Annotated in this window: 23 protein-coding genes and 2 pseudogenes; 7 read left to right on the top strand and 18 right to left on the bottom strand. The window is 41.1% G+C overall.

Annotated features, from left to right (window positions below; translation table 11 throughout):
* The first annotated feature begins 93 nt into the window (after window positions 1-93).
* On the top strand, window positions 94-1,476 hold the full coding sequence (locus HWY38_RS12720; protein ID WP_224181966.1) for a PLP-dependent aminotransferase family protein: 1,383 nt from the start codon (window positions 94-96) through the stop codon (window positions 1,474-1,476).
* Between the two features lie 30 nt (window positions 1,477-1,506).
* Here the strand turns inward: HWY38_RS12720 and HWY38_RS12725 are convergent, their stop codons facing one another.
* Window positions 1,507-2,796 (bottom strand): Na+/H+ antiporter NhaC family protein, encoded by a 1,290-nt coding sequence (locus HWY38_RS12725; RefSeq protein WP_101670048.1) that lies wholly within the window; start codon window positions 2,794-2,796, stop codon window positions 1,507-1,509.
* 225 nt (window positions 2,797-3,021) lie between these two features.
* Window positions 3,022-3,426: a MerR family transcriptional regulator gene (locus tag HWY38_RS12730; RefSeq protein ID WP_224181967.1), complete on the bottom strand. Its 405-nt coding sequence runs from the start codon at window positions 3,424-3,426 to the stop codon at window positions 3,022-3,024.
* 159 nt (window positions 3,427-3,585) lie between these two features.
* Here HWY38_RS12730 and HWY38_RS12735 point away from each other — a divergent pair, with 159 nt between their 5' ends.
* On the top strand, window positions 3,586-4,635 hold the full coding sequence (locus tag HWY38_RS12735) for an NAD(P)-dependent alcohol dehydrogenase (RefSeq protein WP_007609682.1): 1,050 nt from the start codon (window positions 3,586-3,588) through the stop codon (window positions 4,633-4,635).
* 58 nt (window positions 4,636-4,693) lie between these two features.
* Here the strand turns inward: HWY38_RS12735 and HWY38_RS12740 are convergent, their stop codons facing one another.
* The 3 genes from HWY38_RS12740 to HWY38_RS12750 form a co-directional block, all read right to left on the bottom strand.
* Window positions 4,694-5,656: an arsenic resistance protein gene (locus HWY38_RS12740; RefSeq protein ID WP_224181968.1), complete on the bottom strand. Its 963-nt coding sequence runs from the start codon at window positions 5,654-5,656 to the stop codon at window positions 4,694-4,696.
* A gap of 114 nt (window positions 5,657-5,770) precedes the next feature.
* Window positions 5,771-6,154, bottom strand: a complete 384-nt coding sequence (locus HWY38_RS12745; RefSeq protein ID WP_108654910.1) for a hypothetical protein — start codon at window positions 6,152-6,154, stop codon at window positions 5,771-5,773.
* Window positions 6,155-6,602: 448 nt separating this feature from the next.
* On the bottom strand, window positions 6,603-7,136 hold the full coding sequence (locus tag HWY38_RS12750) for a cupin domain-containing protein (protein ID WP_044802987.1): 534 nt from the start codon (window positions 7,134-7,136) through the stop codon (window positions 6,603-6,605).
* Between the two features lie 474 nt (window positions 7,137-7,610).
* On the opposite strand from HWY38_RS12750, the gene HWY38_RS12755 reads away from it, so the two are divergent.
* A complete protein-coding gene (locus HWY38_RS12755; protein WP_224181969.1) occupies window positions 7,611-8,243 on the top strand; it encodes a hypothetical protein in 633 nt (210 codons plus the stop codon).
* 98 nt (window positions 8,244-8,341) lie between these two features.
* On the opposite strand, the gene HWY38_RS12760 is transcribed toward HWY38_RS12755, so the two are convergent.
* Together HWY38_RS12760 and HWY38_RS12765 are read right to left on the bottom strand one after the other, a co-directional pair.
* Window positions 8,342-9,379 (bottom strand): flavin-containing monooxygenase, encoded by a 1,038-nt coding sequence (locus HWY38_RS12760; protein ID WP_224181970.1) that lies wholly within the window; start codon window positions 9,377-9,379, stop codon window positions 8,342-8,344.
* A gap of 53 nt (window positions 9,380-9,432) precedes the next feature.
* Window positions 9,433-10,374: a cation diffusion facilitator family transporter gene (locus HWY38_RS12765; RefSeq protein ID WP_224181971.1), complete on the bottom strand. Its 942-nt coding sequence runs from the start codon at window positions 10,372-10,374 to the stop codon at window positions 9,433-9,435.
* Window positions 10,375-10,563: 189 nt separating this feature from the next.
* On the opposite strand from HWY38_RS12765, the pseudogene HWY38_RS12770 reads away from it, so the two are divergent.
* Window positions 10,564-10,964 (top strand): annotated as a pseudogene (locus HWY38_RS12770) (VOC family protein).
* 106 nt (window positions 10,965-11,070) lie between these two features.
* On the opposite strand, the gene HWY38_RS12775 reads toward HWY38_RS12770, so the two are convergent.
* From HWY38_RS12775 to HWY38_RS12795, 5 genes are all read right to left on the bottom strand, one after another.
* Window positions 11,071-12,417 (bottom strand): FAD-binding oxidoreductase, encoded by a 1,347-nt coding sequence (locus tag HWY38_RS12775; RefSeq protein ID WP_007609656.1) that lies wholly within the window; start codon window positions 12,415-12,417, stop codon window positions 11,071-11,073.
* A 382-nt stretch (window positions 12,418-12,799) separates the two neighbouring features.
* The gene (locus tag HWY38_RS12780) at window positions 12,800-13,120 is read right to left on the bottom strand and encodes a hypothetical protein (RefSeq protein WP_224181972.1); all 321 of its coding nucleotides are present in this window, start codon (window positions 13,118-13,120) and stop codon (window positions 12,800-12,802) included.
* Between the two features lie 225 nt (window positions 13,121-13,345).
* The gene (locus tag HWY38_RS12785; RefSeq protein WP_017419203.1) at window positions 13,346-13,531 is read right to left on the bottom strand and encodes a hypothetical protein; all 186 of its coding nucleotides are present in this window, start codon (window positions 13,529-13,531) and stop codon (window positions 13,346-13,348) included.
* A 163-nt stretch (window positions 13,532-13,694) separates the two neighbouring features.
* Window positions 13,695-14,060 carry a cupin domain-containing protein gene (locus HWY38_RS12790; protein WP_224181973.1) on the bottom strand — a complete coding sequence of 122 codons (366 nt, stop codon included), beginning with the start codon at window positions 14,058-14,060 and terminating at the stop codon, window positions 13,695-13,697.
* Window positions 14,061-14,095: 35 nt separating this feature from the next.
* Complete coding sequence (locus tag HWY38_RS12795; protein ID WP_082999017.1) at window positions 14,096-14,572, bottom strand: DinB family protein; 477 nt, start codon at window positions 14,570-14,572, stop codon at window positions 14,096-14,098.
* A 190-nt stretch (window positions 14,573-14,762) separates the two neighbouring features.
* Between HWY38_RS12795 and cotR the strand changes: the two genes are divergently transcribed.
* The 3 genes from cotR (at window position 14,763) to HWY38_RS12810 (ending at window position 16,958) form a co-directional block, all read left to right on the top strand.
* Window positions 14,763-15,728, top strand: coding sequence for a sporulation hydrolase CotR (gene cotR, locus HWY38_RS12800; RefSeq protein WP_224181974.1), 966 nt, complete (start codon window positions 14,763-14,765; stop codon window positions 15,726-15,728).
* Between the two features lie 356 nt (window positions 15,729-16,084).
* On the top strand, window positions 16,085-16,402 hold the full coding sequence (locus tag HWY38_RS12805) for a PadR family transcriptional regulator (protein ID WP_224181975.1): 318 nt from the start codon (window positions 16,085-16,087) through the stop codon (window positions 16,400-16,402).
* Complete coding sequence (locus HWY38_RS12810) at window positions 16,389-16,958, top strand: DUF2812 domain-containing protein (protein ID WP_224181976.1); 570 nt, start codon at window positions 16,389-16,391, stop codon at window positions 16,956-16,958. The genes HWY38_RS12805 and HWY38_RS12810 overlap by 14 nt, the downstream gene beginning before the upstream one ends.
* 105 nt (window positions 16,959-17,063) lie before the next feature.
* Here the strand turns inward: HWY38_RS12810 and HWY38_RS12815 are convergent, their stop codons facing one another.
* The 6 genes and pseudogenes from HWY38_RS12815 to HWY38_RS12840 form a co-directional block, all read right to left on the bottom strand.
* On the bottom strand, window positions 17,064-17,744 hold the full coding sequence (locus tag HWY38_RS12815; RefSeq protein ID WP_224181977.1) for an aspartate/glutamate racemase family protein: 681 nt from the start codon (window positions 17,742-17,744) through the stop codon (window positions 17,064-17,066).
* A 282-nt stretch (window positions 17,745-18,026) separates the two neighbouring features.
* Window positions 18,027-19,068: pseudogene (locus HWY38_RS12820) on the bottom strand (MBL fold metallo-hydrolase); the annotation flags it as partial.
* Window positions 19,034-19,603, bottom strand: a complete 570-nt coding sequence (locus tag HWY38_RS12825; RefSeq protein ID WP_224182032.1) for a sulfurtransferase TusA family protein — start codon at window positions 19,601-19,603, stop codon at window positions 19,034-19,036. The gene HWY38_RS12825 and the pseudogene HWY38_RS12820, both read right to left, overlap by 35 nt.
* 65 nt (window positions 19,604-19,668) lie before the next feature.
* Window positions 19,669-20,037, bottom strand: a complete 369-nt coding sequence (locus HWY38_RS12830) for a rhodanese-like domain-containing protein (protein ID WP_022552640.1) — start codon at window positions 20,035-20,037, stop codon at window positions 19,669-19,671.
* Between the two features lie 44 nt (window positions 20,038-20,081).
* Window positions 20,082-20,564, bottom strand: a complete 483-nt coding sequence (locus HWY38_RS12835) for a DsrE/DsrF/DrsH-like family protein (protein WP_038463650.1) — start codon at window positions 20,562-20,564, stop codon at window positions 20,082-20,084.
* A gap of 160 nt (window positions 20,565-20,724) precedes the next feature.
* Complete coding sequence (locus HWY38_RS12840) at window positions 20,725-20,985, bottom strand: metal-sensitive transcriptional regulator (protein ID WP_003156141.1); 261 nt, start codon at window positions 20,983-20,985, stop codon at window positions 20,725-20,727.
* Window positions 20,986-21,371 lie beyond the last annotated feature (386 nt).

A 21,371-nucleotide genomic window follows, 5' to 3' on the forward strand; every position in this document is an offset into this window, starting at 1 on the left:
ATTGATAAAGCGCTTTCCGCTATAATAAGGTATCAACTGACATTTAAAAAGATACAGTTTTGAATAAATATACATGTCAGAGGAGAACATCTGATGAAAAATATGATTTTCGCTTTCGGAAGCGACACCCCGAAATACAAACAAATTTACGAGCAATTTAAAACATTGATTGAGCAGGGAAATATTCAGGCAGATGAGCGGCTGCCTTCGATTCGGGAGCTGGCAGATTCCCTGCGGGTAAGCCGTAATACAACGCTGATGGCTTATGATCTTCTTTTAGCGGAGGGATACATTCGCGGAGAAACACGCAAAGGTTATTTTGCAAATGAAGTAGAACCTTCTATATTTCAAAAAGAAAACGATATTGTTCACGCAGAGAAAACCGAATCAACTCAGCCAGTCTTGATTGACTTTCGCGCCGGAGCCGTCGATCAAAAGCATTTTCCTCTGAAAACATGGAGAAAATTATACAATCAAGTTTTGATATCAGAGAAAAGCTTCCTGTACGGTGAACCGTTCGGCGAGAGAGACCTGCGTGAACAAATTGCCGCTTATCTCTTGGAATCCCGCGGAGTGAAAACAGATGCGAATTCCATTATCATCGGCAGCAGCACGCAGCAGATGCTGATATATCTCAGCCGGATTCTGAAAGAGGATTTTTCGGGAATGATCGTTGAAGACCCGGGATTTGACGGTGCCAGAGCGGCATTTCAATTTCACGGGCTTTCTCTGGAAACGATGCCTGTCTATGAAAACGGAGCTGATTTTTCTCAATTACATGCAATGAAGGAAAAATTAATCTATGTGACCCCATCCCATCACAGCCCTTACGGCGTAAGCATGTCCATTCAGCAGCGCCAAACTCTGATTAATTGGGTGAATCATAGAGAGGGTTATATTCTTGAGGATGATTATGACAGTGAATTCCGTTATACACAGCAGCCGTTTCCCGCTCTTGCTTCAATTCAATCAGACCGGGTGATTTATTTAGGGAATTTCTCAAAATCCTTTCTTCCGGGCATCCGCATAAGCTATATGGTTTTGCCGCAGCGCCTTTTGCACCGGTATAAAAAACGGTTTATTCATTTCGAAAGCACCGCTTCTTCGCTTAACCAGCTGACCATGGCTGAATTGATGAAGGCCGGTGAATGGACCCGCCATATTAAGCGCATGCGCATTGTCTACAAGCGTAAGATGCAGCACTTGACTTCACATATCAAGCAGCAGTTCGGCGATCATGTGACGATCATCGGCGAGCAGTCGGGATTGTATATATTGGTGAGAGTTCACCTGAATTATACAGAAGAAACATTAATCGAACGCGCTTTTCAGTACGGAGTGAAGGTATATCCTACCGCCGTTTATTTCGTTGCCGAAAAACCCGAACCGCCGATCATAAAGCTAGGTTTCGCCCATCTCGATACGGATCAGATCACACAGGGCGTACAGCTTTTGAGAAATGCTTGGCTGTCATGAAAGAAAAAAGGCGCCGAACGGCGCCTTTTTTTATTTCGTATTTCTTGTGAATTTCGGCAGTCCAAATATGATGGCGGCGATGCCGCAGATTCCGATTAAAACGGGATAGAAAGAGTATGGCAGAATGCTGACGGGTGAAATATTCCCGAATTTCCCGGCTGATAACAGCTGCGCGCCGTAAGGAATCAATCCTTGTATCATGCACGAAAAGATATCCAGAATACTTGCCGATTTTCTGTTGTCGATGTTGAATTTATCAGCAATATTCTTTGCAATCGGCCCGGCTGCGATAATCGAGATCGTATTATTGGCCGCAGCCAGATTCGTCACACTGACCAGTCCGGCAATGCCGGCTTCGGCTCCTTTTTTCGAACGGATTCGTTTCGTGATGAACTCCAGTAAAAAGTCGATCCCGCCGTTTTGTTTCATCACGCCGACCATCCCGCCGATCAGCATGGACAGGATGATCAGATCGCTCATTCCGGCAATTCCATCCGTAATCGCCTTAAAATAAGAATCAAACGTCAGGCTGCCGCACGCTAACCCTATGATTCCCGTCAAAATCAATCCGCCGAATATGACAGCCATCACATTAATACCGATTAACGCAAAAACCAACACGGCGATATAAGGAAGCACCTTAATCCAGCTGTAAGATGCAGTTCCCGTATGGACGGCGTGGCCTGCCGGAATAAAAAATAAGATAATAACAGTCACAATGGCAGCGGGCAAAACAATCAGAAAGTTCGTTTTGAATTTATCCCTCATTTGTGTTTTTTGCGTCCGGACTGCCGCAATGGTCGTATCGGAAATAAAAGAAAGATTATCTCCGAACATAGCTCCGCCGACCACAGCCGCAATCGGAATCGCGGCGGAGATGCCAAGCTCGCCGCTCAAACCCGCGCTGATCGGCGCAACCGCCGCAATCGTGCCCATTGATGTTCCCATCGATATAGAAATAAAACAAGCAATGATAAACAGCCCCGGCAGCAAAAACTGCTGCGGGATAAAGCTCAAAGCAAGATTGACAGTTGAATGCACCGCCCCCATCGCTTCAGCCGCTGAAGCAAAGGCACCTGCCAATATAAAAATCATAACCATAATGATAATATCAGGATGTCCCGCACCGGAAGCGAACCATTCTATTTTTTGATTGAGCGATTTCTTCCGGTTAAATAACAGCGCAAAAGCTGACGCAATGATCGCGGCAATCAAGATCGGCAATTTATAAAAATCTCCGGTCACCAGACCAGAGCCGACAAAAAGCCCTACGAATAAGACTAAAGGCAATAACGCCCACGGGTTCTTTTTATTGTTCATCTGGGTAAACCACCTCTTTTCAGCATTAAAGTCGCTAATCACAGTCTAAGCAACATTTCACACTTTAAAAGTCTGCAGTAAAAAAGTCAAGCTGAAAAAAAGGATAAGTAAAGATTGATAAGATAGAAAAAGCTGTTTTGTTTCCTCTCTTTAGAAAATAAAAAAAACCAAGGCTCGTTTCCCTTGGTACATTTCATGCGGCCCGGCGTCCGGGACACCTTCTCTTCATTCAGAAATACATTCAGCTTTCAATCTGTTTTTAAGTTTCGCTTCATTTTCAAGGATATCTTCGTAATCCTCAATCTTCCTGTTTAATCGTTTTATGGTTTCATTAATTTCCCTCTGTTTCTCCGTCAGCCTTTTCCTTTCATTTATAAGGATGTTTTTTCGCGGTTCAATCGTATGATCGGCTCCTTCAATAAATAAAGCGGTATATTCAATCAGCGCCTCTATCGACAGCCCGGCACTTCTCATGCATTTTATAAATTGAATCCAATTCACATCATCTTCATCATAATCGCGGATGCCGCTTTCATCGCGTTTTACCGGAGGAATCAGTCCTATACTTTCATAATACCTAAGTGTTGCGGCGGATAACTCAACCTGCTTTGCAGCCTGCGCAATCTTCATATTCTTATCACCCGTCCTTCAAACCTTTCATAAGCGTGCCATTATAGAATATCATTTCATAAAAAAATAAACCAAACTCCTTGACTTAAAGTCCGCTTTAACATTTAAAGTAAAATCGAACAGAGGATTCATCACTTTATCTTGGAAAGGAAGATAACCATGTGTAATAATCATCCAACTCGTGTATTAAGCGCTCCGCATGCAAAAGCTAAATTTGAGCGGACGACGATTGAGAGAAGAGCATTACGGCCGCACGATATCCTGATTGATATTAAGTACAGCGGGATTTGTCACTCAGACATCCACAGCGCATTCGATGAATGGGGCGGCGGAATCTTTCCGATGGTTCCCGGGCACGAAATTGCCGGAGTTGTGGAAGCCGTGGGTGAAGAAGTCACCACATTTGCCGTCGGCGACCGTGTGGGTGTCGGCTGTTTTGTAGACTCCTGCGGGGAATGTGAATACTGCCTTAACGGAGACGAACAATATTGCACAAAAGGCGTTGTTCAAACTTATAATAACCTGGACTACGACGGAAACCCTACGTACGGCGGCTACAGCCAGAAAATAGTTGTCACTGACAGATTCGTTGTCCGGATTCCGGATCAGCTGGATTTGGATGCTGCCAGCCCGCTATTGTGCGCGGGCATTACCACGTATTCTCCGCTGAAACACTGGAATGCCGGCCCCGGCAAAAAAGTGGCGATTGTCGGAATGGGCGGGCTCGGACATTTAGCCGTTCAATTCGCGCACGCTTTAGGCGCAGAGGTCACCGTCCTCAGCCGCTCAATGAACAAAAAAGACGAAGCACTTGAATTTGGAGCCGATCACTACTTTGCAACAAGCGATCCGGATACATTTACTGAGCTGGCCGGACGATTTGATCTTATTTTAAATACAGTATCCGCGAACCTTGACGTAGATGCCTACTTATCTCTGCTTCGAATTGACGGTACATTGGTAAATGTGGGAGCGCCAGCTAAGCCGGACTCATACAGTGTATTCTCCTTAATCACGGGCCGCCGCAGCATTGCGGGTTCACTCGTCGGCGGTATTCCGCAGACTCAGGAGATGCTTGATTTCGCCGCCGAGCACGGCATTGCTCCTAAAATTGAAGTGATACCCGCCAATCAAGTCGACGAAGCGTACGAACGGGTTCTCCAAAGCGATGTCCGCTACCGTTTCGTCATTGATATTTCAACTTTATAAACGACATAAAAAACATACCAATATTTGTTGGTATGTTTTTTTATGTTTAGATTATTTTTTATTTCAGCAGCCACCCGGGCACCGCTTTTATATAAATCAACTCGCCTATCAATTCAACGATCGTCTGTGTGACGATAACAGCTGCGGCTAATGAGGCCCAAGCATCCGGCAAGGCCAGTGCTAACGGAAGGACTGCGAGAGAATTTCTTGTGCCCGTGCTGAAGATCAATGCTCTTCCTTCGCCTGTATCCAGACGGAATACATATGCGATAAACCGGGAAACAAACGGCATAATGAGCAGGAATAACAGATAGATTGGGATCACACGTATAATGATGTCAGCATCACTGATGACCTTGCCGATTTGTGTGGCGACGACCGCCAGTAAGACCAGAGCCATAAAAGGAACAGGCAGCCACGCCGTCCATTCCAACACCTTTTCTCCCGCCGGCTTCTTATCAGCCCATAATTGAGTCATCACCGCCGCCAGCAACGGCACTGCTATTAACAATAAGAATGCTTCCAGAAACGGTCCCGCATGAACAGCCCCTATCACTTCTTTCCCGATAAACAGCCACAGGTATAACGGAAGCAATACCATCTGAACGGCGAACAAAACCGGCGTGGAAGCCAGTATTAATCTCTCATTTCCTTTGCCGAGCTGAGTAAAGACGATGACGTAATCAATACAAGGTGTAAGCAATACCAAACAAACCCCTAATAATATAGGAGGAGATTGAGGAAAAATGGCGGTTAATCCCCATACAACAACAGGTACAGCTAAGAAATTACCGATCAGCAAAGCCGCCATAAACTTGAGGTTTGACATGGCTTCCCTCAGCTTCAAGAATGGGATTTGGGCAAACATGGCATACATGAGAACAGCGATAAGCGGTGATATCGTCCATCCCCAGCGAAGTCCTGAATCTTTCCCGGCGATCCCCGCTATTCCTCCGATCACAAGAGTCACACCATATATCCAAATTTGCTGTTTTTCTAATGTCTCTCTGGTTATTTTCATTGGCTGACACCTCTTCCCCGCCCATTATACCTTCTTTTCTGCCGGAATTAAAAAACACCAAGGGTCTGTGACACTTGGTGTTTTTGGAACGCGTGTTATTGTTGTCAAAACCGCTTATGAAAGTTTACTTGTGTTCTCTGTCCTGCCAACGAATAAGGTGGCCGCAACACTGGCTGAACTGACCAAAGTCCCCAGTACGGCAGCAAGAATTGTCAAAAAGCCATTGGGAATCAGAAATCCAATCGGAATGAGCCCCGCAAACGTGAGGACGATAAAACATTGATAGACTCCGGATATGATTCTCACAACCAAGCTGCCAAAAAAGGACATGACGAATGGCGGAATGAACAAACATAAGATGATCCCGAGTGAGATCAATAAAATCATAGGCTCGTCAAAAGAAATGACACGATCGCCGGGAGACTCTTCAGCAGCCGCAAATACAGCAAATATAGACATTATCAGCGTAAGAAAAACAAGAAAAAACCTTTTCAGCAACGTTTTTGACTCCTTTTTTTATAAAAACGGGTATCTTTTTTTAAAATCGCGATAACCATTTTATGTTATCAAATGAAATAATATGAAGTCAATTGATGAATGAATCATAATAAAGCGTGTCATTTTCTTCCGTGAAGTCGTATCAGCAAATGGTTTGAAGAGAAACAGAAACCTTGACATTACATCCGCCTATCCGCCTTATCAGGATAAAAAAGGAATTCACTGCAAATTCCCTGCGGATTGTTTATTTTCACTGACTGCCAATCAATTAAAATGGTCAGACAAAAAACCACATTTGCTGTTGAAAAGTTGTGGAATAAAGCATCGCATCAACTGCACTATGACAAGCTGAAACGTTAATATTTTGTGTTTCAGCCATTTCATCATGCTGTCCCAATACCATTTTTTCTATAGTCTTTGCAGCAGCAAAGCCCTCTGGAATCCTATACTAATCTTCCGCAGCCGCTGCATCGGCCTTTGTCACATGAACTGTACCGAACGGATGGTTGGGAGGAGCATAAATTGAATATAGTTTTAACGGCGTATTACCCGTATTAATAACATTGTGCCAAGTGCCGGCAGGGACAACAATGGCATAATCATCATAGACATTTCTTCGGAAACTTAAATTATTTTTACTCTTGCCCATTTTAACTATCCCTCGGCCTTGCTCAATCCGTAAGAATTGATCTACGTGAGGATGGATCTCCAAACCGATATCTTCTCCAATACCAAGACTCATCAAAGTAATTTGGAAATGCTCTCCTGTCCATAGGGCCGTACGGAACGTATTGTTTTGTTTTGCGGCTTTATTGATATTCACGACAAATGGTTTTGGTCCATAATCTTTCAAGAGAAGGTTTCTATCTTCGTATGAAGGATCATAGTTATTTGGAACAGTCCAATAAACAGATCTTCCATCGCTATACATCGGTACATTCACACAATAATAACATTGATGCGAAAAAGGTATATAATACATTTTTCATCCCCGCAATTTTAAATTTTTGTGATATTATCCTATGCTTTTTGTAATGAGAGTGTGCCACACTAAGGAATTCCCTTGTTCAGCCTAAAAGACTTAAGTTAGCAGAAACGTTTTGGCCACAAAATCCGTTTGCATAAAAAATACCAAAGGTCTGCAACTCTTGATAACACTGATGCAGCCGAGAAACTTGAACCTGCCCGGGGTATGCACTCACCAGTCCAGACAACCAAGAGATAGTGTGTTTTCTGGCTTGTTATTTGGGCTATTTCGACTTTTGCTTGAAAGAATTAAATTAGTGAGTCTGAACGAGGAGTGAAGCACGCGCTCCATGTGAATCCATTTAGTTCAAACTGAATATGCGCGAACTAAAATAGTTGCACTGATGGATAATTTAGGCACATGCCCTTATCAAAAACAATCTGGGTGCATATCCTGCTCCTAAAAGTCATTCATAAAGGGAGTTTAGATATGTATTATTATTATCCGTATTATGTATATGATTACAGACAGCAGCCTGATTTAAGTCAGGCAAATCATAAAATGCGAAGCCATTTATCTGCGATTCAACAAATTCCAATACACTCATCCTCCTTTCAACAATCAATGGCTGCGGTAGTGAAACACTTGCAGGCTGTCAGCAGAGCACTCGCTCTGGGATGCGGTATGAGTTCAGAATTCAGATTTCTTCCAGACACTTGGGGATTACGAGAACTTCATATTGTACACGCGAAATACCTTACTCCGTTGAGCTATCACGTTTATTCCGCTTTAGGCGCGGCAGAGCTTCTCGCCTCCGGACAAGGCCGGGCTCCTCATTTTCCTCTTATGATTGGCTGCATGAATTCAATACTTCGTCTATGGTCAAATTTCCCCGCAGCGATAGCAGACCTGCGAAGAGCAGCCGGTCACCAATACGCGTCATCTGTAGACGAGGCGGAAAATCTCCTAAGACCAATGGTTCCAGCTACACAACAGGCATTATCTATCAGTCAATCTGCAGTGAGTCCGGCTATTTGGCAGGCTTCCTTACGTGCCGCGCAGTTAGCTCGGGAAGTACGTCAGAATGTTGCACAATCAATGAGTCAGGGATCTTCTTATTAATTAAGCCAAAAGATTATTTCGGCTTTACACAGTCACATAACCGGACTTATTCAACACAAAAAAGAGCAGTAAACCCATAAGTTACTGCTCTCCTCAGTCTATCCACCGTTCATTTGTTTTACAATGTATTCAGCATCATTTCCTACACCTTGAAGCAGCGCTGAACCTCGCCTATGCTGCCAAGGCAAACCAATAAAGTACAATCCTTCCACAGCTGAAACACCCCGGTGATGTATAATTCGGCCTTCCTTATCCAAAACACCTTCTATTTTCATCCAACAAAGCGGATTCTTAAAACCAGTTGCCCAAATGATATTGTTTACTTCTAATGAAGATGAGTCTTTAAAAATGATTTCATTTTGCTTTCCGGCTATGACTCTTTGTTTTAAGATGATCTTTTTCTGTCTTATTGCATGTTTTAATTCATACCCAAAGATGGGGTCGCCTTTCTTTTGAATGAACTTGCCTAATATTGATGTATGACTTGCATGTAAAACTCCTAATTTATCAAACCACCAAAAGATGCTTCTTTTTCCAATCCATAAAGGGAAATAAACCGGTTTATTACTGCAAGCCAAATATGTAACTCTTTCTTTGGATAATTCAACAGCTATCTGAGCCCCGCTATTCCCGCCGCCGACTACCAGTACATTCCCAGGCGCCAGTTGTTTTGAATGTTTATATTGTGAAGAATGTAATTGATGAATATGATCGGCTACATCCCTTGATATTGATGGAATGTTAGGGGTATGAAAAGGACCTGCGGCCATCACAAGATTCTTCGTTTGATATTCTTCCCGGCTTGTTCTTATTAAGAAATAGTTCTTTAATTTTTGGACACTTATTACTTCTGTTCGTAATTGGATCGGGATTTCAAATCTTTCAACATATTTTTTCAAATAAGCAGCAATTTCATTTTTTGAAGGGAGTCCATGCTTGTCTCCTTCAAGCTGCATTCCAGGCAAAGAGCTGTACATTCGAGAAGTAAATAAAACCAATGAGTCATACCGGTTTTTCCAGATTTCTCCCACTTCATGACTTTTATCCAAAATGATAAACTTTTGTTTCGACTTCTTTAGATAATATCCTACTGAGATTCCTGCCTGACCAGCTCCGATTACTATCGTGTCGTACATATGAATCCCCCCGCGGTTTTAGCTTAATTGTCAGCAGACAAAGTGAACCCCTATTAATGATGATGATGGTCACGCGGATTCTCAGTTTGGGCCTGACAAAGAATCGTATTGTCGTGATTATGCGCTGCTGTTTCCATTTGAATGGTTACATGTGTAATGCCTTTATCTCCAAGTTCATGTTCAATTTTGCGTAAAATACTTTCGCTTTCTGAAATGGTCAGTTGATCGTTAACAACAGCGTGGCAGGAAAGAGCATTCAATCCGCTTGTGATAGACCATATGTGCAAATCATGAATGCTTTGAATTCCTTCTGTCTCTTCAATTGTATGAATGATGTCAGTGACATCGATATTTTCCGGAGTTCCTTCCATTAATACGTGGATGGAGTCTTTCGTCACATGGTAACCGCTTCTCAGAACAAGAATAGACACAATGACACTGGCCGCTGGATCTGCCCAGCTCCACCCGAAGAAGATGATAAGGATCGCAGCCAGTATGGCACCTACAGATCCGAGCATGTCACTTATCACATGTAAGTAAGCCCCTCTTATGTTCAGGTTATTCTTTGTATCTCCGCCGTTCAGCATAATCCAAGCGACCAATATATTTACAGCTAACCCGATGATACTAATCGTCAGCATGCCGGTTGTTGCTACCTCTGGCGGATGAGAGAAACGTTTGATTGCTTCATAAATGATATAAAGGGAAATCAATATTAATGCAACACCGTTTATCACAGCTGCAAGAATCTCAAATCGTTTGTAGCCGAATGTCTTATGATGACTTGCCTTTTTTTCGGCCAATTTAAAAGCAATCAGAGCAACCATTAATGAGATTGAATCACTCAGCATATGGCCTGCATCTGATAAAAGCGCTAAACTATTGGTTAAAAATCCGCCTATCGCTTCTATTATCATATAACCTGTAATCACGATAAAAGAGATCAATAAAACCTTCTTATTGGATCCGCCAGCGTGATTGTGATTGTGCCCCATAAAAATCTCCTCCTTATCTCATACACTGCATTTATTATTTCTTTTCTGTTATGAAGCATTCTAACATGGACAAAATAACCTTATATGATTATGTGCTCATATATGAATATATAGGTTCTTTACTGAAATGTCAAAATATTTTCGATGAAAATGTCCAATACTTTATATTGCTCTTAATCAATGATTGCTATGAAGCCGCGGATTACAGTAATTACTTTAATTTAGAAAAATCGCTGCACTTCTATCGGGATGGCTTGGGTCTGCCTACAGAAGGAATAGCCTGTACACAATTTGAACATGGCGCAGCTGCTTTTTTTGACTTGCAAACGGGACTGAAACTTGCCCTTTGGGACCGCAAAAACATCGCACATGAATCAAACATTACGTTCACTGCTCCAAGTACTGCGGAATTTACATGAGGACATAACGTCAGCAGTAAAGCTGAAGTCGATAAAGTCATAACGGCAGGAGCGACGATAACTGATCCCGCTCATGATACTCTTTGGGGCGGATATGCCGGTCACTTCCAAGACCCCGATGGACACTTATGGGAAATCGTTTGGAATCCGCACTGGGGTATAAGTGAATAACCACATTTCAGAAATGAAAGCAACAATAAAAACACACCTGAATGTTCTGGTGTGTTCCAACAGAATGCAAACGCAGCATTTTATTTTGTTTCCCAAAACGATCAAACTATTTATACGATGGCGGGATGCTTTGCGGAAAACGGAATACATTTTCGGGATCGTATTTCGCCTTTATTCTTTGAAGCCTTGCAAAGTTTGAGCCATAATATGCTTTTCCGAAGTTCTCGATATTTTGATCCGGAACATTCACATATGAACCTGTTACATATGGTTTCATCAGCTGACGCACTCTTTCAACTGATGCAAGATTCGAAGCTTCTTGTGATTTATTTTTCCAACTGGCCGTCCATTCCGTATAAAACAATGGCCGGCGCCAATAGAAGGCTGTTTCACTGCTTGGAACTCTGCTTATCGCGCCGCCCCAATTGATAAAAAAGAAATTGGTTTCTGTCCCGGTCGCTTTTTCTAAAAATTGTCTCATTACTGCAATAGGTTCTTCCGGCCAAAGATTGAGCGCCCACGCCGAGGAGAATTTAACACTCTGATCCGATCTGCCGGGAATCGGTTCGTCAGGATCTAAGAAATCTATACAATCCGGGTAGTATAGTGTTTTGATTACTGTTTGTGCCGGCGTTCCGGCATTTAATAAAGGTTTTAATAATTGAACCAGCTCTGGTTTTGAACCGAGGAACAATCCTTCCACATGGCACAAGCCATTTACTTTGCTGTAAATCTCAAGGTAGCATCCTAATCGTTCGTCTGTAAACGGCGCCCATTTTTGCCACGCTTTAAATACAGTTTCTAACTGTTCCCACGGCCAAATAATATTAAAGACGGTTGCGGTTTTAGGGGCACGGTGAACTTTGAACGTATATTGCGTGTTATATCCGAAATTGCCTCCCCCGCCGCCTCTGGAAGCCCACAGTAAATCTTCATTGCGGGATTGATTTGCTTGAATAATCCTGCCTTTGGCATCTACCATTTTCAGTGCGAGAAGGTTATCGCTTATCAGGCCGATCGATCGGGAGAGCACTCCAAATCCGCCTCCCATTGTGATTCCTCCGATTCCGACGGTTGGACTGTCTCCGAACGGGGCCATAAAACCTTCCCGAGCTAAACCTTTTACAAGCGGGCCGACGTGAATGCCGGTTTGAACGGTTGCTACCGCGTTTTTTTCATCTAAGAAAACTTTATTCATGTCGCTCACATCAATAACAATCCCATCACTTACCGTGGAAAGATTTTTATCCAGAGCATGGCGGCCGCTTCTGACACGCATAGGCACATTCTTCTCACGAGCCCATTTAATAGCATTACTTACATCGTATGAATTTTGTGCAAAAACAAAGACAAGCGGACAGACATCAACATAAGGGTTCCAATTCTTAACCGCCTCTGTATAGCCGGGGTCCCCTTTGAAGATGACGCGTCCCGTTAACTGTGCTGATCCCATCTATTTCACTCCCAATAAGCATTTGATTCCGATACCAGTATATGTAGGAATTGGACAAATTCTTAGACAGATGTTCTGCAAATTTAAAAATAGATACATATATGCGAAGATGATATAAAAACAAAAAAAAGACAAGAGCGGCAAGCTGCCGAAACTCTTGTCTCTCCTGCCTTTTTTATCATGATAGGAACTTACATTTATTGGGTGTGATATCCCGACCAAACTATGGAAGTCCATAGAAAATTATGTTTGCCCTGCCATTCGTGGTTCTGCTGAGACACCGGCTGAGCAATCTTTCTGCTTGATTCCCCGACAAGAATCTTATTCTTTATCGTTTTTGCACCCCTGTACGGATAACATCAATACACATGATGAAAAGCTCTTATTTTTTCTTCTTGTGCTTACGTTTGCAATCCTGTTTTTTCTCTTTCTTATGATGTTTTTTACATTTCGCTTTTGCTGCTAATTTTGCCGCTTTTACCTTTGCTTCTGCTGTTGCTCTTGCCGCTTCTGCTGCTCTGGCTCTTGCTTCTTCCGCTCTTGCTATTGCCTCTTCCGCTCTGGCTCTCGCTTCTGCTTCTCTTGCTGCTTCCGCTCTTGCTTCGTCGTCCGCCATATCAAAATCATGGCCAAGGTCACAGGCTTCGTTGTATGGCTTTTTCTTCTGAACGTACTGTTGATCTTCACCTTCGTTATAATACATTACGCCACTCCTTCTCTCATTTTTTAATCTATACATACTATGTAAAGAAATAACTGCAGCTTGGACTGGTATTATGATGAACCGGCACATTTTAGGGCAATTTTGATTTATCGATACAAACAGATTCTGGATGCTTGAATGATTTTGACGATTATAATAAGCAGCGTAAAAAGGATGCTGCGCGCTGCAGCATCCTTCTGTACCAACTTTTTGTGTTTTTGACTTTTAGTTTGCTTGCTGTGTTTGTTTTACTGGTTCTTTGCTAAAAAGTCCCACAATGTTCCACAAGATAATTGCAGCAGCTATGATCAAACGAGCCGTACTGACTTCTTGGTTAGTAAACAATTTATAGCCATATATTGATCCCAATGCTGCTATGCAAAAAATATTGAACCATTTACTCCAACGCAATTAGAAAACTCCTTATAAAATGATTACATTTCCAAACAATGTATTATAATATTAACAAAATTTTTCAATATTTAACTTTAAATCATTCTTAATTGGTTTTCCTGATCATTTTCTCTAATCGTCATTCGATCTTTCGAAGTTTTGATCGTTTTTTTGTTACAGGCTAGACCCAGACATCATTTTCAGCTGTTTGATCAGTTATTTCCTGCCCGGTATTCACAACACCTTTAGGTTCTGCAAGCAAAATGTGACACTCTGATTCTGCATAAGGTTTATGTTCAACATTTTTCGGAATGACAAACATTTCACCTTCATTTAATTTTACTTCTCCATCACGAAATTCAATGATTAAATTACCCTCAATGACAATGAAGACTTCATCTGTTTCGTCATGCTTATGCCAAACAAAATCCCCTTGTACCTTAACAAGTTTAAATTGATAATCATTCATTTCAGCGATTACTTTTGGAGACCATTGATCTTGGAACGCAGCTAATTTCTCTTGGAAATTAATCGGTTTATATTCCATTCTTTCCCCTTCCCGTGTAAAACTCACTCATTTAACTAGTCCCAAATTAAAGGCCTGTCCACTTCAGCAGTTCTGAGATAGTCTAAAAGCTGACCGGTATGTACGGACTCATGGTAAGCGATTCTTAATAACATGTCTCCTAGTTCGCGAATATATCCAACATCAGACCTGTCAATCTTTATATTTGTTAAATCTGTTTCGTTTAATGATTTGATGAATGTCAAAAACTCGGCCCGATACGGTTTTGCAAATTCTAATTCTTCGGTTACTGTGGTAAACGTTTTTGATTCATATGGGTTTTTAGATTCCTCTGAAGATTCATTCATTTGTTTTAGTAAAATGTGATGATAAAGAAATTCCGCTTCTAATACATGTCTTATCATTTCCTTACACGACATTGCTTCGGAATCCGGGCGCCAGTCCAGTTTTTCCTCAGGTATAGCTGTCCATAACTTGATGCTTCGCCGTCTTACTTCTTCAAAATTTAAAATAATAAGGTCAATCGTATTCAAGTGTTTTCCCCCTTTTATTTTTAAATAATTCTCCTTCTTCCCGGAAAAAACCTCTTTAAATAAAAAACGTATTCTTTCCCGACTCGCTGGATTGGTAATTTAAGATAAGAAGATATTCATTCATCCATACAATAGACTCTGGCTGAACATATACTGAATGATAGTTTTCATCAGAAAGGAGAAATCAGCTTTGACAAAATATCGGATCATGACCTTTGACGGGGGAGGTACCTTAGGTGCTTTAAGTTTACAACTATTGAACAGACTGGCTGAAGAAAATCCAGCATTAATAAGCCGAACCCATGTATTTGCGGGAAACTCAATCGGTTCATTTACTGCCCTTGCATTAGCAAGCGGAAGATCTCCGAAGGAAACACTTCAGTATTTTGAGGATGAAATCCTGCCCGCATTCAGCACTTCCCGGCCGGGGGGACCTGTTTTCAATCAGCAATTACCATATTCCGGTTTTATTAAAGCGGTACGGAACTTTTTCCCGCCAGGCCTTCGTCTTAAAGATGTAAGAAAACGAATTGTTGTCCCTTCATTCAAATTATACTCCCCCGCACTGGATCGTTGGACGCCCGTATTATTTCACAACTTTCCCGGCTCACCCTATTTAAATGAGAAAGTGAGTGATGTCATACTGCGGAGCAGCGGTGCTCCCGCGACGCAGCGAGCCTATCAAAACTACGTGGACGGATATGTAGTGGCAACGAACCCAAGTACGGCCAGTATCGCGTTTGCGGTTGGTAAAGCCAACGTGCCATTGGATCAAATTGCGGCGTTATCCATCGGTACAGGTGAAGCCCCGACTCGGTTAAGAAGAGATACGAGAGGGTGGGGAATGGTAAGTGCGGATAACATACGTCCCGAAAACCTGAAGAACCTTCCTCCAAATTGGGGAGTTCTTTTGGACAGGTCGCCTAATGAACCTTTACTGCCATTTCTTCAGATGATCGCCGGCGGAAATGGCTACTATGAATCCATGGTCAGCGCGAACCTTCTGGGAGACCGCTTTTTCCGGTTAGATCCGCGGATTCCTAACTTCTCCAAAACAGACCCTTCCGTGGTTCCCGCTGTCATTGAAATTGCGAACAAAACCAACTTACAGCCTGCGAATACATTTATAGAGAAAAACTGGAACGACAGCCACTAAGGAAATTCACATCTTAAAACAATGAACAAAAAATACCAAGGGACTCAAAACCCTTGGTATTTTTAATGCGGCTGAGAGGATTTGGACATTCACGGGATATTTATACGCTGGACATTCGATAAGGTGAAAGCTTATTACCGCCCGGCATTTCAAGCACTGAAGTTAAGCATTACATCCAACAATCGGGCTATTTAATTGAATAGGCCTACCCAGAAGCCGCTTCCCATTACGTAAGAAAAGCGACTTTTTAGATTTGATTTTCAAGTTCCTTTGACAAATTTTGAAAAGACCATTGACTATTCAGTTGGACTGTATTAAGTTTAACTATATAGTCAGACTGAATAGAGGATGAGGATATGAAACATAAATTATTACCGCTGTCTGAAACCATGCATTATATTTTATTAGCTTTGCGGGAGCCGCTTCATGGCTATGCCGCCATGCAGAAGATCGAAAAGATGAGTAACGGAACTGTTATTTTAGCAGCCGGCACATTATACGGCGCGATTGAAAACTTGAATAAGCATGGCTGGATTGAACCTGTTGGAGAGTCGGGCCGGAGAAAAGTTTATATGATAACTGCGGAAGGAAGCGCCATTTTGAAAATGGAACAAAACAGGTTACTGCATATTTTATCCCTGTACAAAGGAAGTGAATCGAATGAAGACATTTAAGATGTTTTTTGATATTGAAAAAGAGGAGCAATGGCTGAACGAGCAATTACAAAAAGGCTATCGCTGTACAAATATCAGCGGATTAGGAATATACACTTTCGAAAAAACCGACAAGAGATATGTGATGAGACTGGATTATCATGATTATTTATCAAAGAAAAAGCTCAAAGACTACAGAGAGATCTATGAAGACTTCGGCTGGAGTTATATAAACAGCCCATGGCTCAGCGGAACTCGATATTGGCAAAAAGAAGATGATGATCAAAATGAAATCTTCTCGGATCGCCAATCAAAGAGTAGTTATTATAAAAGATTAATGAGTTATTCATCTTGTTTTGGTTTACTTTGCTTATTTTATTCTTATTTGATTTACAAGGATTCAGGTTTGTATTTAGCTGAAGGTCTGTGGAGTATGGAAGGCGCAATGTTTTGGAAAGCATTTTTATTTGAAACTCCATTTGCCCTTTTAAGGTCGCTTCCCGCTCTTATGGCTGTTATCTTCGGCATCAGTTACTATAAAGCGTATCGAAAATATTCAATGTTAAAAGAACAATAACACGGGGAAGTTACATTCAAGAAGTAATCGAGGATCATGTATTTGCCGAAGCCGGGCGCTTTAACGGAAAAAAAGCGCCCTGAATTTGCTGATAAATCAGACGGCTTATTTTGTTAATGATACATACTTATTTACAATGGCTTGAGCGAGACAAGCTGATGAATCAACAAAGGTAAGTTCGCTTCTTTTTTGATCCGTGACCATATTTAAATCCGTACATGCAATGATAACCGTATCAACCTTTTCTGCTAAGTCACGGTGTAATTCATCATATAATGTACCAGCCTCATTGATTTGACCTTGTTTAATCTTTTCTATTATGTGATCGACATAGATTTGCCAACTATCTTGATGTAAAAAATCATAACCTTCTCTGTTTAACGCTTCTTGAAATATTCCAGATTGAACCGTAGGAACGGTGGCTAAAAGAGCTGCTTTTTTTGAACCTTTAGATATTTTTTTTATGGTTTCATCAACCATGTTTAGTAAAGGGACTGAAAGCGCATTTTTTATTTGATTAAAATAGATATGTGCGGTATTACATGGGATTGCAATAAAATCAACACCCGTTTTTTCAAGCTTTACAGCCCCCTCAATAATTGCCTTTTCCATGTCCGTATGATTGAGAGGTTTATTCATATAGAAAGGAGTCGGACAAGAATAAATCATCATATGAGGGAAATCCATATCATGTACTGCTCCATATATTTTTTGGCACTCGTCTACTACCTTATCTACAAATGGCCCAGTAGATTTTGGCCCCATTCCTGCCAGTATTCCAATCATAATTGTCCTCCTCTGTGAAAATTGTACGAATGCGATCACGATGAGTTATTCTTGTGTTACTCACCTGAATCTGCTCTCATTTCTTTTTGGCTGTCTTCTCCTATTTTATCATTTCATTAATCAAAAAAGAGTCTTTAAAAAAGATAGCTGGCAAACCAGACGACTTGCTTTAAGTAACGGGGCAGCTGCAAACAAAAAAACACAAAAAGTGTCAGAACCCTTGGTATCATTGTGATGCGGCTGAGAGGTCTTGAACCTCCATGGGTTATTCACCCGCTGGGCCTCTGTTACTAGGTGTCTAAATTCTCTTTCATCCGCAATGTTCAAGCCATGGTTCTCGCTAAATAATGTACTTAGTTTTTTACCAACACTTCCATCCTCATTTAGCTCGTCAATGATCATAAAGTGTGCCGGTAATACAATTAAATCCTTTGATAACGCGTTGTAACGGCTATAAAGCGTTGTTCTTAAATCTCCCGCCCAGTCTTCTGCCATACCGGCTAAGTCTGGTCTTCCAATTGAATCAATAAACAAGATATCACCTGAAAGAAGATACTGATCATCGACAATGAAAGAAGTGGAACCAATCGTGTGCCCCGGTGAATAAATCGGTTGAATGCCAATCTTTATGTTTCCAATGACAATATCGTTGCCTTCTTCCAGCGGCTGATAATCAAATACCGCTTCTTCTGCATCCTTCGGCGGTAACCAGTAGGTTGCTTTTGTTTTTTCAGCTATGACTCTGCCGCCTGAAATATGGTCTGCGTGAAGATGTGTATCAAATACGTGAGTAATCTCCGCGCCCTTGTCTTTCGCAAAGTCTATAAAAATATCCGCCATACGTGTCGCATCAATAATCGCTGCTTCACCATTGGAGATGACCATGTATGACAGGCAGCCTTTACCGATTCGAACAAACTGATACATCTCACCGCCACCTTTTAAATCCCCGACTTTTACCGGCTCTAAATGTTCGCTCCATGCTTTCATTCCGCCCTTAAGATAGGATACAGAATGACCTGCTTCAGAAAGCATTTCGGATACCATGACAGATGAACCTTCTTTTGCACAAACGACCAGCACTTCTTTATCAGAAGGAATTTTCTCCAAGATATCTTCTACGCCATCTAAAAGATCGAAATACGGTACATTTAAATGGTCAAAATCATGTCCTTCAATCTTCCAATCGCTAAAATCATTTTCATTACGTACATCCAAAATAAATAAAGATTCTTTGTGAAAGATTTTTTGTGTGACTTCTTTTGCGGTAAGTGCTTGCACGGTCATGTTTACATACCTCCTTTTTCTGTTTTACCTGTCCAATCCCGCATACCGGGAATAACATTAATAACCTTTTTAAAACCTTGTTTTTTCATGGTGTGAGCTGCCATTTCACTTCTTCTTCCCGAATGGCAGATAATATAAATTTCATCATTTTTGTTTAATTCGTTAGAGCGCTTTTCCACTTCGCCAAGAGGGATATGCACCGCTCCGGGGATATGGGCTTCTTCATACTCCTCTATCTCTCGTACATCTAAAATGTGAAGAGACTCATCACGATCCACTTTCTGTGTGAAAGCTTCTAATGAAATCTCAGAAATTGAAGATGCATTTTCTGATGAATGCTCTCCTCCTTTTCGAAGAAAGTGACGAAGGACTTCTCCCTCTGTTTCAGTACCTAGATATTCATGGCCTGAGCTTTTTGCCCATGCTTGCAGATCTGCCGCCGATCCTTTATCTGTTGCTTGAATTTCTAATATGTCACCAGCTTTTAATTCTTTTATTTTCTTCTTTGTTTTTACGATAGGCATTGGGCATGACAAGCCTTTAGCGTCTAATACAATATTTGCTTTCACGATTTTTTCCTCCTTTTCTTATATAGGGGCGGGGGTATATAAATATGCAAAAAGTTACTCTCTGGATGTTAATACCATGTATTCATACCACCTTTTATATTTGTGATATTTTTAAATCCTTGTTTCTTCAATACTTTACTTGCCTTTATACTTCTCATTCCGCTTTGGCAGATCACAAAGACGTCTTTGTCTTTCGAAAGCTGATGAGTTTGACGAGGCAAGATAGACAAAGGAATATTTTTGAACCCTTTAATATGCCTTGTGCGGAACTCATAAGGTGTTCGTACATCTATAAACTGTTTGTCTTTATTTTTCAGCTCTGACTTTAAATCAGCAGTTGTTATTTGTTTAACACCATGCAATGGGAAAAAACGTCGAAATACGATCCAAAGTAAAAATAAAATGAGTAAAGTATTGAACATTACTCCGCTATTCATAGCGTTATAACCCCCTTCACTTATTCAATTTGCAATGGATAACATTAAATAAATAAGTTGACATTGCCTTCTTCAGCATCTGCCAAATAAGCAGCTACACCAGCATAGTCGATATCATCTAATAGTTCTTTTTCCTGTAAACCAAGAAGATCCATTGTCATCGTACAAGCTACGAGCTTTACACCTTGTTCTTGAGCCATCTCAATCAACTGAGGCAACGTAAGTGCATTGTGCTTTTTCATCACATTTTTAATCATTTTAGGGCCTATACCTGCAAAGTTCATTTTAGATAAACCCATCTTATCAGCACCGCGAGGCATTATCTTTCCAAACATTTTTTCAAGAAATCCTTTTTTCACTGGAATCAGCTCTTCTTTACGTAAAGCGTTTAATCCCCAAAACGTATGGAAGATCGTCACTTCATGATCGTAGGCAGCAGCACCATTTGCAATAATATAGGCTGCCATTGCTTTATCATATTCCCCGCTAAATAAAACAATTGTTGTGCGTTTTGTTTGTTTTGTCATGTTTATTCTCCTGACTAATCACTATTACCCCAGGGGGTATATTGGAATTAAAATTTTTTTCGAAAGATCTCCTATTATTCAATCCAAAATACCGGTAGGGGTATATTATAATAAATATAAAAATTCGTCAACCTTAAAGATGATAGGTTGATGAATTTTTTTATCGGCTCTTTACCAATAAGTCGACCGCTTCTTTTACTAAGTGTTGTGTGTCTTCTCCCTTTTCTAAACTTTCACGAACACAATGTTCAAGGTTTGTGCTCACAATCAAACCCATTGCTCGATCGATCGCATTACGTGAAGCAGCTAATTGGGTCACAACCTCTCTACAATCTTTTCCTTGTTCCATCATGGTCAATACACCTTTTATCTGTCCTTCTATCCGGCGTAAGCGATTTTTAATCTTTTGATCATATTCCATGCGTTGAACTCCTTCTTTGAAATTTATATATTTGCATGTTATCAACTATCACTTCATACTCTGCTTTATCACACTACATTATTAATTAGATAATGTTTGTGAATCAATATTATACCCTTACAGGTATACTGTCAATTTTCAAGACGGCATGAGAATGATTATAATTGATGTCAAGTCATGAACTCCTAAAGGAGATTTAATAACTCATTTTCAACGAAAACTGAACTCTGTTAATTAGTCGAGATTCCAAGATATACACGGACCAATTGACCTTTCCTTTTTCAGGAATCGCACAGGTTCCCTCTTGTTTTGATGTTGTTTTTTAAAAAAGTTATTGACACCAATAAATGACCATGTTATCATTAAAAATTTGATATCTCACTCCA

The organism is Bacillus sp. KS1, from assembly GCF_020075515.1.
Taxonomy (GTDB): domain Bacteria; phylum Bacillota; class Bacilli; order Bacillales; family Bacillaceae; genus Bacillus; species Bacillus velezensis.